13 protein-coding genes are annotated in these 15,978 nt (G+C 46.4%); 1 reads left to right on the top strand and 12 read right to left on the bottom strand.

Annotated elements, in window-relative coordinates:
• The 7 genes from BLP57_RS01950 to BLP57_RS01920 form a co-directional block, all read right to left on the bottom strand.
• The gene (locus tag BLP57_RS01950) at positions 1-2,295 is read right to left on the bottom strand and encodes a xanthine dehydrogenase family protein molybdopterin-binding subunit (protein ID WP_015524718.1); all 2,295 of its coding nucleotides are present in this window, start codon (positions 2,293-2,295) and stop codon (positions 1-3) included.
• Positions 2,292-2,762, bottom strand: coding sequence for a (2Fe-2S)-binding protein (locus BLP57_RS01945; protein WP_015524717.1), 471 nt, complete (start codon positions 2,760-2,762; stop codon positions 2,292-2,294). Before BLP57_RS01945 ends, BLP57_RS01950 begins: the two co-directional genes overlap by 4 nt.
• The gene (locus tag BLP57_RS01940; protein ID WP_022426069.1) at positions 2,759-3,571 is read right to left on the bottom strand and encodes an FAD binding domain-containing protein; all 813 of its coding nucleotides are present in this window, start codon (positions 3,569-3,571) and stop codon (positions 2,759-2,761) included. The genes BLP57_RS01945 and BLP57_RS01940 overlap by 4 nt, the downstream gene beginning before the upstream one ends.
• 122 nt (positions 3,572-3,693) lie before the next feature.
• Positions 3,694-5,370: an alpha-glucosidase gene (locus BLP57_RS01935; protein WP_092068970.1), complete on the bottom strand. Its 1,677-nt coding sequence runs from the start codon at positions 5,368-5,370 to the stop codon at positions 3,694-3,696.
• An 11-nt stretch (positions 5,371-5,381) separates the two neighbouring features.
• The gene (locus BLP57_RS01930; RefSeq protein WP_092068967.1) at positions 5,382-6,017 is read right to left on the bottom strand and encodes a GNAT family N-acetyltransferase; all 636 of its coding nucleotides are present in this window, start codon (positions 6,015-6,017) and stop codon (positions 5,382-5,384) included.
• Between the two features lie 20 nt (positions 6,018-6,037).
• A complete protein-coding gene (locus tag BLP57_RS01925; RefSeq protein ID WP_242872535.1) occupies positions 6,038-8,083 on the bottom strand; it encodes a M28 family peptidase in 2,046 nt (681 codons plus the stop codon).
• Positions 8,084-8,152: 69 nt separating this feature from the next.
• Positions 8,153-8,527 carry a hypothetical protein gene (locus tag BLP57_RS01920; protein ID WP_092068964.1) on the bottom strand — a complete coding sequence of 125 codons (375 nt, stop codon included), beginning with the start codon at positions 8,525-8,527 and terminating at the stop codon, positions 8,153-8,155.
• A gap of 309 nt (positions 8,528-8,836) precedes the next feature.
• Between BLP57_RS01920 and BLP57_RS01915 the strand changes: the two genes are divergently transcribed.
• On the top strand, positions 8,837-9,424 hold the full coding sequence (locus tag BLP57_RS01915; protein ID WP_015524710.1) for a cytidylate kinase-like family protein: 588 nt from the start codon (positions 8,837-8,839) through the stop codon (positions 9,422-9,424).
• Positions 9,425-10,010: 586 nt separating this feature from the next.
• On the opposite strand, the gene BLP57_RS01910 is transcribed toward BLP57_RS01915, so the two are convergent.
• From BLP57_RS01910 to mgtE, 5 genes are all read right to left on the bottom strand, one after another.
• Positions 10,011-11,117: a DUF362 domain-containing protein gene (locus BLP57_RS01910; protein WP_092068961.1), complete on the bottom strand. Its 1,107-nt coding sequence runs from the start codon at positions 11,115-11,117 to the stop codon at positions 10,011-10,013.
• A 202-nt stretch (positions 11,118-11,319) separates the two neighbouring features.
• Complete coding sequence (locus BLP57_RS01905; RefSeq protein ID WP_092068958.1) at positions 11,320-12,168, bottom strand: alpha/beta hydrolase; 849 nt, start codon at positions 12,166-12,168, stop codon at positions 11,320-11,322.
• A gap of 16 nt (positions 12,169-12,184) precedes the next feature.
• Positions 12,185-12,787 (bottom strand): bifunctional phosphoserine phosphatase/homoserine phosphotransferase ThrH, encoded by a 603-nt coding sequence (thrH, locus tag BLP57_RS01900; RefSeq protein ID WP_092068955.1) that lies wholly within the window; start codon positions 12,785-12,787, stop codon positions 12,185-12,187.
• Between the two features lie 135 nt (positions 12,788-12,922).
• Entirely contained in the window at positions 12,923-14,314 is a 1,392-nt protein-coding gene (locus BLP57_RS01895) for an alanine/glycine:cation symporter family protein (RefSeq protein WP_015524707.1), read from the bottom strand.
• Positions 14,315-14,563: 249 nt separating this feature from the next.
• Positions 14,564-15,958: a magnesium transporter gene (gene mgtE, locus BLP57_RS01890; RefSeq protein WP_015524706.1), complete on the bottom strand. Its 1,395-nt coding sequence runs from the start codon at positions 15,956-15,958 to the stop codon at positions 14,564-14,566.
• Positions 15,959-15,978: the final 20 nt, after the last annotated feature.

The following is a 15,978-nucleotide window of genomic DNA, read 5'->3' as shown; positions in this document are numbered from 1 at the left end:
TCACACCTTCTCTCCGGCTTCTCTGGCAAGGATTCCCATTGCAACCTTCTCCGGAGTGATCGGGAGCTCTCTGACACGTACACCTGTTGCATTATAAACCGCATTGGCAATAGCCGGACAAGGTGTATCGATCACAAGTTCACCAATGGATTTTGCACCAAAAGGACCTGTCTTCTCGTAGCTGCTCTCAAACTCGATCCGCACCTTCGGAATATCCATACGATTGGGGATCTTATACTGCATAAAAGAATTGTTACGGATTTTTCCCTTATCTGTATACTGCACATCCTCATACAGAACCATTCCGATTCCCTGACCGATACCGCCTTCTGCCTGCACTCTGGCAAGATTTGGATTGATCGGAGTTCCACAGTCGATCACGCCCACATAATCAATGACATCGATCTGTCCGGTCTCTTTATCGACCTCCACTTCAGCGGCACCTACCATAAACGGTGGCGGAGAGATCGGAGAAGAATATTCTTTTACAACCTGAAGCTCACTGCAGACTCCACAGGTCGCTTTTCCTGCGATCTGCTGCAGCGTTACCTCTTTTCCGTCTTCTGTGCGGACTTTTTCTCCGTCAAAATCAGAATCCTCTGCAGATACTCCAAGCATCTGTGCGCCAAAAGCGTGGATTCTCTTTCTGAGTTCTCCGCAGGCCTGGATCACGGCATTTCCGGTTGCATAGGTTGTGGAAGATGCATAAGAACCGGAATCATAGGGAGAAATATCTGTATCCACACTGAATACCACGATATTTTTCATATCTGTATCCAGACAGTCTGCTGCCATCTGAGCAAGAATGGTATCACAGCCGGTTCCCATATCAGAACATCCAAGTGCCAGGGTATAGGAACCATCCTCATTTAATTTAATGTCTGCTCCGCCGACATCGATCCCTGCAATAGATGAGCCCTGCATAGCCATAGCGATACCGACACCCCGTACTTTGCCGTTACCCATATCACGGAACGGATATTTCTCATCCCATCCGATCATTTCCTTTGCACGGGCGAGGCATTTATCCATGGTACAGCTGCCGTTGATCGGTACATCCGGATATCCCGGAAGTGCCTCTCCCTCCATAGGCATGTTCAGCTCACGGAATTTTACCGGATCCATCCCCATCTTATGAGCCAGCTCATCTGCTGCGGACTCCACAGCAAAAATACCCTGTGTGGCACCATAGCCACGATAAGCGCCAGCTGCCTGCATATTGGTGTAAACAACATCATAAGCAAAACGGTAGGCTTCCGTATGACGATACAGCGCAATGGATTTATGGCCTGAAAGTCCTACGGTTGTAGGCCCATGCTCTCCATAGGCACCGGTGTTGGAAAGAGTATAAAGATCGATTGCCTTTACAATACCGTTTTCGTCTGCACCCATACGGATATGGACTTCCATCTCATGACGCGGAGAAGACGCGATCATGGATTCCTTTCTGGAAAAAACGATCTTGGACGGACGCCCGGTAACCCATGTTACCAGTGCCGGGAAAACCTCACTGACAGAAGACTGTTTTGCACCAAAGCCCCCGCCGATACGAGGCTTGATCACACGAACTTTGGAAGACGGAATGTTCAGCGCATTTCCTACGATCCTTCGGATATGAAACGGGATCTGGGTGGAAGAAACCACCGTCAGTCTCTGAAAATGGTCCATATAACAGTAGGTACGGAAGGTCTCCATCATGGTCTGCTGATTTGCCTTTGTGTGGTAAACCTGATCTACTGTATACGCACATTTTTCCAGCATGGCATCCACATCACCCACTTCTTCTACATTGGAGGAACAGAGATTACGCTTATTATCTCCGCCGGCCGGGATCGGCATATACCAGTCATCCTCCGGGTGCACCAGAATGGGATTATCCTTGGCTGTGTGGATATCCAGAACCGCTTCCTCCACACGATATTTTACCTTAATGCGTTTCAGGGCTTTATCTACTGCCTCTTCTGTCTCACCGGCTACGATGGCAACCGGATCCCCTACAAAACGCACATGCTTATCTATGATATAACGATCCCATGGACTGATCTCCGGCGCTGTCTGCCCGGCCAGGGTAAATCTTTTGTGGGAAACATCCTCATAGGTCAGAACACAGGCAATCCCCTCGATCTTCTTTGCAGCATCTGTCTTGATCTCTTCCACCCAGGCATTGGCATGAGGACTTCTTAAGATCTTGACGATCAGGCAGTCAGAAGGTGCGAGATCATCGGTATAGACCGGTTTTCCGGTTACCAGCGACATTGCATCTGTTTTTGGCACCGGCTTGTTTACGTATTTCATTTTCCTTCCTCCTGTCCTTTTTTATAGTCGAGAAATTTCAGGATACTTCTGGTCTGTCCCACAAATCCCGAGCAACGGCACAGATTTCCGGAAAGATACTCCAGGATATCCTCTTCTGTGGGATCTTCCAGTTCCTTTAACATGGCAAATACATTCATGATAAATCCCGGATTGCAGAAGCCACACTGCTCTGCTCCCTCATTTGCCATAAAAGCGCCGAATTCCTTTGCTTCCTCCTGCATTCCCTCCAGAGTCACGATCCGTTTCCCGTCTGCGCGGGCAGCCAGCATGGAGCAGGACAGTACCGGACGTTCATCCATCAGCACAGTACAGAGACCACAGTTTGCAGTCTCACAGCCACGTTTTACGCTGTAACAGCTGTTTTTCCGCAGGAAATCCAGAAGCAGTTCATCCGGACGTACCTCTGCCTGCCGTTTTACACCATTCAGCCAGAAAGTGATATTCATTCTGCTCTCCCTCCGATCTCTTCCCAGGCTCTTCTTGTAAGGACTTTCACAAGAAGACTTCTGTATTCTTTTGAAGCACGCATGTTCTTGTCTGTAGAAACATGTTCCGCTGCATATGCGGCAAAAGATGCTGCTGCATCCTTTTTCTGCTGTGCATTCATCTGTACAAAATCTTTTAAGATTTCCTCTTCATCTTCCACGATCATTGCTTTTCCGGGTCTGGCCCCAATGACAGTTCTTGCTTTTCCGTCAATAAGAGCGGCCGCACAGGTGAGCACAGGAAAATCTGTGGAATTGTTCCGCTGACTTAAGTACACACTGTTCAGCGGCTGTTTTTTTACAATGATATTTACCAGGATATCGTTATCCTTTTCCATGGATGCAAACTGTGCCAGCGGAATAGTTCCGCCATTGTACAGCTCCACCCAGGTATCCAGTGCCAGAAACATGGTCAGTACATCGGAAAATCCGAATCTTCCGAAAATACTTCCGCCCACTGTGGCACAGTTTCGAAACTGCACACCCACAATGTGCCGTACACTTTCACGGATAGCACTGTTTGTATAGGCATTCAGCTCTTTGTGGGTTTCCAGCGCATGAAGTGGTGTCATACAGCCGATCACAAATGCTTCTTCTGTTTCTGTAATAGTATCCAGCCCAAGACCTGACAGATCAATGGCTGTCATGATGTTCCGGTTTCCCATTTTCAGCCAGACCATACCGCCCAGCACACAGGCTGTTCTTTTCTGGTTCAGTTCATATGCCTGTTCAAGGCTTTCTGCCTTTACGTAATTCTTTATCTTCAGCATACTTTATTCCCTTCTGAATTCTCATTCTCTTTCTTTACGGCTGTTTTTTCAGCCGAACATTTATTTTAACAGACTGTCAGCTAAATAGCTATTGTTTTTTTCTCTGCTGTTCTGACGCCGCATTAGACAGCGGTCTCCAAAACGATAAACTGATACGGTTTCAAAATGATCTCTTTTTCTGTGATCTCCACAGCTTTCTGATTATTCAGAAGCACCTCTTTTACTTCTCCCGGCAAAGATACCTTCTGTGACTGTGCCTGCATATTTACCAGGATCAGAAGATTTTTCTCACCGTTTCTTGTATATGCGATCAGATTCTTCTGTTCTTCCTGATATGGAGCGAATGTTCCGTATACAAGCGTTTCTTTATATTCCGGAGCTTTTCTCAATGCAGTCAGCTTTTTGTAGAAAGAAAGGAGGGAGTTACTATCCGTTAATTGAGACTCTATATTGATCTCCTTATAATTGGGATTAACCCCAAGCCACGGCTCTCCTTCTGAAAATCCCGCATTTTTCTCTGCGCTCCACTGTACCGGAGTTCTGGCATTGTCTCTGGAAAATGCGGAAGCAGCATCAAGCGCTTCTTTTTCACTGCATCCGGCACGGAGCGCTACCTGGTATTCATCGATGGTACTGATGTCATCGATCTGATCCATAGAAGTAAACTCCATATTTTCCATACCGATCTCCTGCCCCTGATAAATAAACGGAATTCCCTTCAGCAGGAAATAAACACCTGCCAGGAGCTTCCTTGAATCCGGACAGCGGTCTTCCGGAGAAATATAGTGACAGACACCTCTTGGCTCATCATGATTCTCAATAATATTGGAGATCATGCCGGTATCCCCAATCTTTTTCTGCGTATGGAAAATACACTTCTTGTACTCTTCCGGAGTCAGGTACGGTTTGGATGCATACCAGCCATCCTCGCTCTTTCCGTAACAGGTTTCTTCAAAATCAAACATGGATGAAAAATATCCGTTTTCTCCGATAAAATCTTTGATCTCATCTTCCTTTTCATTGAAGACCTCTCCTACAGTAAAAGCATCATAGGGATGAAAGCACTTCTCAGCCATCTCTCCCAGAAATTCTCCAATCCCTTCTGCCTCCTCCAGCATCCTCTCGACGCTGCAGAGCCCATCTGCACGATCGGCAGGATAATCGGAAAACGGAAGCTTCTTCTTGATATTGATTATGGCATCAATACGGAATCCGCCAAGCCCTTTTTCCATCCACCAGCGGATGTTTTTGTAGACTTCCTCTCTTACTTCAGGATTCTCCCAGTTGAGATCTGGCTGCTTCTTGTGGAATACATGGAGATACTGTTTATCCGGATGTCCCGGAAGCTCTTCCCATACCGGACCACCGAAATAGCTTCTCCAGTTGCAGGGAGCTTTATCATCCTTTTTGTCCCGGATATAAAAGAAATTTCCATACTTTCCGTCCGGATCCTTAATGGCCTGCTGAAACCACTCATGCTCATCGGAGCAGTGATTTACCACCAGATCCATAAGGATGTACATTTCTCTTTTTTTTGCTTCTGCGATCAGACGATCCATATCCTCCATGGTCCCAAACCTCGGATCAATCGCATAATAATCTGCAATATCATATCCCTGGTCTGCAAGGGGAGATTTATAGATTGGGGAAAGCCAGAGGATATCTGCTCCCAGTTCCTTAAGATAATCAAGCTTGCTGATGATTCCCGGGATGTCTCCGATCCCGTCTCCGTTGGAATCATAAAAGCTCTTGGGGTATATCTGATATACCACTTTGTCATGCCACCATTTTCGTTTCATCGTAATTCCTCCTATGCCTGTTTGATCATGCAGTACTGCTTCAGATCAAATCCTTTTTTCTGTACAATGCCGTATAATTTAAATCCGAATTTCTCATACATGGAAACATTTGCCGGATTATGGGTTTCCAGAGAGATCATCAGCTTATGCCTGTCCGCATAATCGATCACCTCATCCATCAGCTTTTCAGCAAGACCGTGATGCTGCATCTTCGGCGCCACTGCCAGATAGATCACATGAAGCCTTTCTGCTGTATGAAGCTGGGAAGTCCAGCTGGAATTCAGATAGTCTTTTCCCTGGCTGAATTTCCGCAGGGTCGCAAGACTTGGATCCTCTTTGATCAGATAGCCATCTGTTTTCAGAAGGGCAAAAAAATCCACCATCAGATTATGTAAGGCTGCTTCATGCTCCGTTCCGTCGGATACTACCAGGATACTGTTCAGCTCACTGCTGTCTGCATAGATCTCGCAGGTCTCAAAAAACTCCGTAAGATCACAGGTAAAAAGCTCCGGCATCAGCCGTTCTCTGGTATCCCTGTCCGGGATCAGTGCATGATACAGAGGATCCTCCGAAAAACATACGGTCAATATCCGGATCAGCTTATCCAGATCTTCTTCTTTCACTCGGTATAAATTATGGCTTTCCATTCTTTCCTCCAGGTATGGTTTTATTCTGTTCCTTTTTCAAACATATCACTGACCTCGCAGATCAGATTCCTGAGCTTTTCCGCTGCACGGATCAGATATTCAATATCATCCGCATAATAACGCTTCTGTCTTTCCCAGGCTTCCTTGAGGCTCTGCTTTTCCGCCTCCAGACTGTCACCCGGCTTCTTTTCCTTCAGCCTTTCCACAAGATCATAAAGGTTCTCATGATGGATGATCCTGCCCTTTCCCCACATCAGGCGATCCGGGGACTGCTTCAAGATATATTCCGTAAAATGATAAAAGACTTCCCGCTCAAACTGAAAGGCATAACAGTTGTTGTCAATACTGTAAAAAGCCTCCAGCGCAAGGGCGATCTCTCCTTTTTCCAGATATCCCATCGCTTTCTTCAGTGCATAAAGATTGTTCTGCACTGCCTGCTGCGGAAAGATCACATTGTCATCCCAGTCCAGACGTACCAGATAATCCTGGGATTTCCGGAATACACCGAGAAGCTTTTCGGTAATGGCATCGGCTTTTTTCCAGTCACGTTTTTCTTCCGGAAGGCTGTTGAAGTGCCGTACCTGCTCTGCAAGGATGGCAGCCGCTTTTTTTGCCTCTTCTGTTTTTTTCAGAAGGAGTGTACTGTCGGCGCCGGTCTGCATACACAGATCCGTATCCAGGGTCTTAATACTTTGGTCCAGTACCCGCCCGAAATCCATTGGCGGCAGAGCAAGGCCGTCAATAGCCAGAAGAAGTTTCAGATAAAATTCATGATGGAATCTGTATACCTCTTCCTCATAAACATCCTGGTTATCGTATTGGGAATGATAATAATTTTCCATAAACGGGCCACCGCTGAAATCATTGACCATGGACGGGATCCCGGAAATAGCCATGGTAAAATCATCAGACCAGGTTTCAATGGGATACAACGTGGTCATGCCCTCCGGATAAATCCCCTCCGGCATCTGCACAGCATCCACGAAGCTGCGCACAAAATCCGCATACTCATAGGTACATCGTACTGCATCTCTGGTACTGTGTGCATGAGCCGGAAGCTCAAAATTCAGATCTGCGATCACGTGCCCCTGCCACTCCGGTCTCGCCTCAAATACCTGGCGGTAAGCACCTGTGGACCAGTCATATTTTGTGTCGGAAATCCCCCATTCTTCTGCTGCAAGAGCACATACCACAATAGTATGGCGAGGTTTATAGCCACCACGGAGCAGCGCCCTGGCAATTCCAATGATCATGGCCACTGCCGCATTATCGTCCTGAAATCCCTCAAAATAGGAATCATAGTGAGCACTTAACAGGATCATGGAATCCGAATCGGTTCCCGGGATTTTGCCAACGATATTGTAGGTATACTGGTCTTTGATCACCTCTGTGTCCGCATCAAATTCCACGGAAAGCTCCGGAACACGATTCCCATTCTCATTTTTCTCCTCCATCAGCTGACGGATCATAAGAAAATCTGCCCGTGACATGGAAAATGCAGGCGCACAGGAAGGTCCTGCGATATCCTGTGCATTCAAAGCCGTATCATCGATCTGTGCGTATCCTCTGCTCTGTACGGCGATCAAAGCTGCTGCACCCTTTAGGTGTGCCTGATACACCGGGTAGTTGATCCACCATTCTTCTCTCTGATTGATCTCGATAAGAACCAGCTTTCCTTTCACATCGATATCCTTATATTCGTCAGCTGTACCCTTTCCAAGATATACAAGATCAAACCTCTGAAAGCCATTGGTCTTAAAATCTGTCTGATATGCGCCAAGCTGGATCTCCCGGCAGGTTCCCTCTCTGTCATGGCAGCGCATCACCGCTTTTTTAAATTCCCATGCATCCACACGGATCTTATCTTTTTCTACCTGTGTGAGACCGGCTTTTTTCATTTCTTCCAAAAGCATATCTCCGGTTTTTCGCTCTGCCAGGGAGCCTGCTGTACGGTATCCCAGAACCGGATTTGTTTTTTCCTGTTCCATGCGCCTGGCCAGATCATAAGATTCTTTTATATTCAGGCATGAAACACATTTCTCCACGATGTTCAAATTTACTGTCATCCCTTTCTCGGCAGTTCCCTGCCGGCAGTTCCATCCTCCCGGCAGAGATATTCCTCTAACTGTTATAGATTATACCTTATCAATGTGCGGATTTCCAGATAAAAAAACGCGATTTGTTCTGATCATCAGAGACATGGTGTTGGTGACACCGGACATGGATTCCATGATCTCTGACTGATCCACAATGGAAAAAGCGTCTTCGTCCTGCTCAAAGCGTTCCATCAGGAGCTCTGTAAGCGCATTTTCTGCCAAGTCCAGATAACCGGAACCCACAATCGTCTTGGAAAGGTTCCCTTTTTTCGCCTCCGCCGATTGCGTTTTCGCTGCTGTTTTCTGCGCCGGCTTCGTATGCGCCACTTTAAAATATCCCACAGTTCCCGCACCTGCCACACAGACAGCAGCCACCGGGATGATCACCATAAGCCTTTTACGCCGTCGTTTCATTTTCCTTAACCTCCAAATATGCTGTGTATGTTCTCTCTGTTTTAAAAATATTTTAAAAAAAATGTGTAAAGTCTTTGTGTGATCTGTGAAAACCCGGTGAAAAAGGTATGATATTTTTCATATGCAAATACAAATAATTAATTATATTTTCTGTCTGCTACCATTATTTTTTGTCTATATTAAATATTATTTTAAAAATTATATATTATTTTCTGGTATTTTTTACTGAAATATGTTATAAAAGAAGTAAGAAAAACTACCGAAAATCAGATATTCCTGCTTTCGGTCCGAAATAAAGGAGGTATCATTATGGCAAAACGTATCATCACCATCAATCGTATGTTTGGAAGCAACGGACGCCTTATCGGCAAGACTCTGGCTGAAAACCTGGACATCGGTTTTTATGATAAAGAACTGATCGACATGGCTGCCAAGAAAAACAATATCCCCTTCGACACCCTGGCAAAGGTAGACGAGAAAAAAGCCAGTCAGTGGGTATTTCCCGTTGACAGTGAGCTGCAGTTTACAGATAATTTCTCTTTTGTACCAATGAACGATGTGCTCTATGATCTCCAGAGAAAGATCATCCTGTCCCTTCCGCAGAGAGAGGATTGCGTAATTGTCGGCCGCTGTGCGACCAGTATCCTGAAGGATAAATCACTTAAACTTTTTATCCATGCACCTTTTGAGGAAAGAGTTCAGAATGTGATACGCCGTACCGGCAGAGAAGAAGCCAGCGCACGGAAGCTGGTCAAAAAAATGGATAAAGAGAGAAAGGCTTACTATGAATACTTTACAGACAGCAAATGGCTGGATATGACACAGTATGATCTCTGTATTGACAGCAGCCGGTTTTCTATGGAGCAGATTATTGAGATTGTAAAGAGATGTCTTTAGGATTCTTTTTTTCTGAAAAATGTTTTTACGCTTTGGAAGCGTAAGTGAAACCGCAGGGGAGGGGAAGCACTCGTAGTTGCGAAAGGCCGTTTCCCCTCCCCTGCACCCCTTCCCTCAGGCCCCGCTATGAACCGTACGTTTTGGTTATGTTACTTTGTTAACAGGGTGATGGATTCTGCGTTTGTTTAAAACACCAGGCTGTGCCGATCCCATCGGCATAACACCTTTCAACAAGAAGACGTATCCTTCCCACCATTCCAACACATTGAGCAACACCAAAATATTTATTGACCAGACGCTATTCTTTCCACACCTCCAACTGCGGACGCTCAACTCATCAAAACGTAAGGACAGGACACCACGCGTCCGCTTCCACCTCTCCGGCTGAAACGTCAGCCGGGGAAGTGACAGTCCTCCGGGCTGCTACGGAGGAGGGGTGATGATGGTTAGGCTGCGGGAGACGGCGTTATTGCGGAAGGGCCCAGCTGTTTGAGCCGAAGGCGAGTTCTGGGCCCTTCCGCAATGGTTTTAGCCGGCTCACGGAACCTTAGCAGCATCCCCCGACGGAGTCCGGCCCGGAGGACTGTCACTTCCCCGGCGTCCGTTCACCAATATACTCTTTCAAAAACTCATATATATCCCCCTCCAACGGCGGACACCCCTCCACATAATTCTGAAACTTACAGGTACAGTGTCCCACACCAAGCACTCCCGTCTTACCACGATACCCCTGTCCGATGCAGATCTTCTCATCCAGCTTCTCAAAAAGCCCCTCTTCCTTCAGCATCTCCAATGCCGGGATCAGATACCCGTAGCAGGCACTGCAGGATTCCACTTCCTCCACGGCATCCGCAAGCTCCACAACCTTTCTGGATACCGGCATCCTCTGATCCGCACCATCCTCCAGAAATCTGACATCTGCTTTGGAAATATCTGAACAGCCCACGCCAAGATCACCTGCCAGCTTCACATAAGGAACCTCAGCTACCTCATAATGCATCATCTGACACACATATGCATCCACAAGAACCGGATCACAGGCAGCCATCACCCGGTTCATCACGACAGGATTTCCGCCATCCTCAAAATCCAGATCCCCGCAGATATTATCCACAACAATAAAGTCCTGCTGTATCCCCATATTCAGATGAGCAATGGGTTTATGAAGCCCCAGAGAATGAAACCGTCTCTTTTCCTTATTTGGGATCAACCCCTTCATATTCTTAAGGGCACAGGTGATCTTTGTCTGACAATGGCCTTTCAGAACCGGCACATTGATCAGAAAATCAAGCTCCTTTACCCGCTCACAGACATTCAGCTCCATTCCGCCGCAGTCCACAGAAATACCCTTATCCTTCTGCATATCCCAGAACGGCACCTGATACTCTTCCTCAAGCCTGTCAAAGCCACAGGTCTCAAAAGCCTCCCTTGTCTTATCTCCTACCCAGGATCCCTCCAGCATCACTATATCCCGGAAGCCATGCTCCTTCAGATACTCGATAATTCCTGCAACCACTTCCGGATGAGTCGTTGCACCCCAGGAAGCCTCTGAAGGAGAAACCAGATTCGGCTTGATCCCGATCTTTTTCTTTCTATCCCCGATATGGGACTGAAGATCCGCTTTTTCCAGAAGCTCCTTTGTCATTCTTTTATATTCCGTACCACTGGTAATAAAAATCTGATTTTTATCCATAATTATCAAAATTCCTTTCTTTCTGCAATGTGAATGTTGATCCAGATCCACCTCAAAACCCTGCAAAGCTTTTATCATCAGATAAGCCAGACAAAACAGCCGACAAATACAGCAGTCATCACATGCATCACAATCATAAAAAATACCCTCTCTACCGGTTTCCCGATAAAAAGGATATTTTATCCGACACAGCAGTCTCGTATTATCTTTCGATCTTTGCCCCGTTCCACCATGGGAATTCTCGGTTCAGCCATTTTCCTGCAAGCTCACTCCATGGTTCACAGGCTCTTGCGATCCCTCTGCCGTTTTCGTTGGCAGTCAGCTCATTTGCCAGGCCGATCCCATGGGGTCCCTGCGGAAAAACATGATACTCCACTGGAATGCCCTTTTTATAGAGTGCCTGAACAAAGAGAAGTGTATTATCCAGCAGCACCGTCTGATCCTCAAAGGTATGCCAGATAAAGGCTCTGGGTGTATCTTCCGTAACCTGAAATTCCAGAGACATCCGATCTTTCAGCTCCTCATAACGATCTCCCAGAAGATTTCGAAAGCTTTCTTCATGACCAGCTTCCCCTGAAGTGATCACCGGATAATTCAAGATCATGCCATTGGGACGGATCCTCTCGTTTTCCATTCCCGTGATCCCGGCAAGCTCCTCCGTATTCCAGAATACTCCCAAAGAAGCTGCCAGATGGCCACCTGCCGAAAAACCTGACACAATGATCTTATTTTTTTCAATATGCCACTTATCGCTGTTCTCTCTGAGAAGAGCTACTGTTTTTGCCAGCTGACGGAGAGCCACCGGATATCTGGCAGGTGCCACACTATAACGAAGTACCACTGCGTGATAGCCCATTCCCATAAACCGGACAGCAATGGCTTCTGCCTCCCTGTCAGAAGTCATGCCATAAGCTCCGCCCGGACAGATCACTATGACCGGACGCTTCTGTCCCGGATAGAGTTCTTCCGACTCCTGCCAGAAATAGGTCTCTATCCATGCCTCATTATAGTCCTTTGTTTTTTCTTCGATCACAATTCTATCGTTGATCATTCCGGTTTTCCCTTCTTCATTTCATTGCTTCTCTGATCGCTGCAAGAAGTTCATCGTACTCTTCGTAAGTCGGAATTTCCGGATGATCTGCACGGATCTGCTCTGTACTACGGAAAAGGAATCCTGCTTTGCTTGCCTGGATCATTCCAAGATCATTGTAGGAATCTCCGCTTGCGATAGTCTCAAATCCCATGGACTGCAGTGCCTTCACAGTTGTCAGCTTGGATTTCTCACAGCGCATCTTAAAGCCTGTGATCTCTCCGTTCTCTGCTACTTCCAGGGAATTACAGAAAAGTGTCGGCCGTCCAAGCTTCTCCATCAGCGGAGTTGCAAACTGTGTAAAGGTATCACTGATCAGTATCACCTGGGAAAAGGATCTCAGCTCATCCAGAAATTCCTTCGCTCCCGGAAGGGGATCGATCTTTGCAATAGTCTCCTGGATCTCTTTCAGTCCCAGACCATGCTCTTTCAGAATTCCAAGTCTCCAGTTCATCAGCTTATCATAATCCGGCTCATCACGGGTTGTTCTCTTGAGCTCCGGGATTCCGCTTGCCTCTGCAAATGCGATCCAGATTTCCGGTACCAGTACACCTTCTACGTCCAGACATGTAATATACATCTTTCATATCCTCCTCTTGATCCAACTTACCGTTGATATTTCACAGAGTCTGACTCCTTCCGGCTGTCAGAACTCTTTAATCTTTTAGCGCTTTACCCTGATATTACCATATGCTCTCAAGGTCTGTAAACAGTTTTATTTTTTCTTCTTTTCCGATTCATAGATCTTCAGCTCTTTCAGTGCTTTTTCCCCAAGAGGATACAGCATGAAAATATTAAAGATCGTCATCAGGCCGATTCCTACATCTCCCAGATCCCATACAAATGTGTAAGCCGCGATCCCACCGATAAACAGCATCACCAGTGCCAGCACCTTATATCCTGTCTGTGAACCCCAGTTATCACCAAAAAGATAAGCCACATTGCCTCTTGCATAAAACAGGATTCCCAGGAATGTGGAAAAGCTGAACATAAACAATGTTGCAGCAATAAAGATCACTCCAAACTGCCCCATATGATAATGCATGGCAGTCTGAAGAAGTTCCATTCCGGAAAGCCCCTGTACCAGATCTTCCGGGGCCAGAAGCATGATCATAGCTGTACAGCTGCAGATCACGATCGTATCCACAAATACACCCAGGGCCTGGACAAATCCGGCTTTTACCGGACTGTCACATTCTGCTGCCGCTGCTGCACAGGGAGCGGAGCCGCTTCCCGCCTCATTGGAAAAAAGGCCTCTTTTTACTCCGTTCATCAGCACGACGCCAAATCCGCCGGCAACAGCCTGACGAAATCCGAAAGCTTCTTCAAAAATCCGCTTAAATACTCCCGGCATACTTCCAAGATTTGTAAATATAATAAACAGCGTGATCACAAAATAAAGCACTGCCATCACCGGCACCAGAAGATCCAGAACTTTAACCGTTGCATTCTTCCGAAGCACGATCACAGCTGCGATCACTACCAGCACGATGGTAGTATACAGCGGCGGAATATCAAAAGCATTTTTGAAAGACGCCGTGACGGAATTGCTGATAACCTGACTGATCCCACACCAGCAGATCAGGCCGGAAATGGCAAACAGAACGGAAAGCAGAACCTTTTTTCGTTTTCTGCCCTGTTTTTCTTCCCAGTAGCGATGGATATAGTAGGCAGGACCGCCCCTGTAGCCACCGTAAAGAGGATCCTTTTCTTTATAGAGCTGTGCCAGGGTCGCTTCGATAAAAGCAGTAGAGGAACCGATCAGCGCCGTAATCCACATCCAGAATACCGCTCCTGCACCTCCTGCCGAGATCGCAGCTACCACCCCGACCAGGTTTCCCATTCCCACACGGGTAGCTGTAGATACGATCAGCGTCTGAAATGCTGAAAGATTATTTTTGTCACTTTTCTTTTCTGACAGGGCTCGTACCATATCCGGAAAAAGACGGATCGGCAGAAGCTTTGTCCTGATGGTAAAATAGATACCGGTCGGAATCAGAAGCAGGATCAGAAGTGAGATTCCCAGCGTACTTCCTCCCGGAAGCGGGATCCTTATCAGATCTCCCCACAGAAATGTATAGACCTTTTCGATCATTGTTACTATCATGTTACTGTTTCCTTTCCCCAATCACCCCATGTGATCGTTTTGTTCTCTTTTTTCTGCCCGTTGTTTGTATTTATTTCTGCAACGTTTTAAACGGGCAAAGCGTGTCTTTCATTATAATAGCTTTCTGTTTGTATGTAAAGAAAAATCCCGAATCTTTCGATCCGGAATTTTTTTGTATTGGTAACTTTTCTGTTATTCGACAGATTTCTGATATCTGTCTATTTTTATGAGCATAGCTGCATTTTACTCTCAGCCAGCCAGGTGGAACATCTCGATCAGGAATATCCAGCTCATTCCATAGTATGTTATCACGGCTACAAGGTCATTCATCGTAGTGATCAGAGGACCTGAGGCTACTGCCGGGTCCACACCAACCTTTTTGAAAAACAGCGGTATGCAGGTTCCCACTGCACTGGATACCAGCATGGCCACCAGCAGGGATAATCCGATACAGCCGGATACCGCATAGGCAAATACGAGTGTTTTTCCTTTGAATAAGAAAATATACAATCCGATCAGTACAAAAGACAGAATACCGAGCAGACCACCGTTGCAAAGACCGATCCGCATTTCCTTCAGCACAAGCTCTGCTTTCTGTCTGCCCGTCAGCGTTTCATCCATCAGTACACGGATGGTTACAGCCAGGGACTGGGTTCCAACATTTCCTGCCATATCCAGGATCAGAGACTGAAAGCACATGATGATCGGCAGACAGGTAACTACTTTTTCAAACATTCCCACAACAGAAGATACCACCATACCAAGGCCCAGAAGAACGATCAGCCAGGGCATTCTTTTTTTCATGCTTTCAAAAAGAGGTTCTTTCAGATCTTCCTCTGCAGTCAGACCGGCCAGCTTTGCATAATCCTCTCCCATCTCATCGTCTACCAGATCGATGATCCCTGCGGATGTGATCACTCCAAGGAAACGATTGTCATCGTCCAATACAGGAATGGAATCTTCAGAATAATCCTTCAGCCGTTCCATACAGTCGTCGATCTGCTCAGTACCATACACATATGGATAGGAAGTTACGATCAGCTCTTCCATAGGGTGGTCCTGTCTTGCTGTGATCAGATCCTTCAGATCCAGGGCTCCATAAAACTCCCCTCTATCCGTCACTGCAAAGATCGTAGAAATATTATCATTATCTGCCGCCTGGGAAACCAGCTCACTCATGGCCTGCTTTACGGTCAGGTTTTCACGGATCACAATGCAGTTCGTTGTCATTCTGCTTCCGATCTCATCCTCATCAAAGGAACGGATCATTTCGATATCTTTCCGCACCTGTTCATCCAGAAGCTGAATCAGAAGCTTGCGTTTTTCTTTATCGATCTGCTTTAAAACATCTGCCAGGGCATCGGTTTCCATTTTGGAAAGAATGGCTGCCGCTTTTTTTACATCCATCTCTTCCAGATATTGTACAGTTTCTTCTTCCTCCAGATATTCAAAAACATCTGCCAGCATACTGCTTTCCAGGATACGGTATAGTCTGCTGCGCTCCGCAGTGCTTAATTCTCTTAATACTTCCGCCAGATCGTTTTCGTGGAAATCCTGCAGCCTTTCACTTAAAACTGCCGGAGAAACACTGCTTCGGATCAGACTCAGAATATCTTTTGAAAAATCCTGATTTCTTTTTGTCATTTTCTCATCCTCCTCACATA

Origin of the sequence: Blautia sp. SF-50, assembly GCF_900101315.1 — a bacterium.
Classification (GTDB): Bacteria; Bacillota; Clostridia; order Lachnospirales; family Lachnospiraceae; genus Blautia_A; species Blautia_A fusiformis.
Note: the sequence above shows the minus strand (reverse complement) of the source record. Positions and strands in the feature narration are given on the sequence as shown.

Excerpts from the sequence above, each read along its gene's own strand:
- BLP57_RS01935 (WP_092068970.1), bottom strand. The coding sequence starts at position 5,370 with ATGAAACGAAAATGGTGGCATGACAAAGTGGTATATCAGATATACCCC.
- BLP57_RS01915 (WP_015524710.1), top strand. The coding sequence starts at position 8,837 with ATGGCAAAACGTATCATCACCATCAATCGTATGTTTGGAAGCAACGGA.
- BLP57_RS01895 (WP_015524707.1), bottom strand. The coding sequence starts at position 14,314 with ATGATAGTAACAATGATCGAAAAGGTCTATACATTTCTGTGGGGAGAT.
- BLP57_RS01920 (WP_092068964.1), bottom strand. The coding sequence starts at position 8,527 with ATGAAACGACGGCGTAAAAGGCTTATGGTGATCATCCCGGTGGCTGCT.
- BLP57_RS01905 (WP_092068958.1), bottom strand. The coding sequence starts at position 12,168 with ATGATCAACGATAGAATTGTGATCGAAGAAAAAACAAAGGACTATAAT.
- BLP57_RS01950 (WP_015524718.1), bottom strand. The coding sequence starts at position 2,295 with ATGAAATACGTAAACAAGCCGGTGCCAAAAACAGATGCAATGTCGCTG.
- BLP57_RS01910 (WP_092068961.1), bottom strand. The coding sequence starts at position 11,117 with ATGGATAAAAATCAGATTTTTATTACCAGTGGTACGGAATATAAAAGA.
- mgtE (WP_015524706.1), bottom strand. The coding sequence starts at position 15,958 with ATGACAAAAAGAAATCAGGATTTTTCAAAAGATATTCTGAGTCTGATC.
- BLP57_RS01940 (WP_022426069.1), bottom strand. The coding sequence starts at position 3,571 with ATGCTGAAGATAAAGAATTACGTAAAGGCAGAAAGCCTTGAACAGGCA.
- BLP57_RS01930 (WP_092068967.1), bottom strand. The coding sequence starts at position 6,017 with ATGGAAAGCCATAATTTATACCGAGTGAAAGAAGAAGATCTGGATAAG.
- BLP57_RS01925 (WP_242872535.1), bottom strand. The coding sequence starts at position 8,083 with ATGACAGTAAATTTGAACATCGTGGAGAAATGTGTTTCATGCCTGAAT.
- BLP57_RS01945 (WP_015524717.1), bottom strand. The coding sequence starts at position 2,762 with ATGAATATCACTTTCTGGCTGAATGGTGTAAAACGGCAGGCAGAGGTA.
- thrH (WP_092068955.1), bottom strand. The coding sequence starts at position 12,787 with ATGTATATTACATGTCTGGACGTAGAAGGTGTACTGGTACCGGAAATC.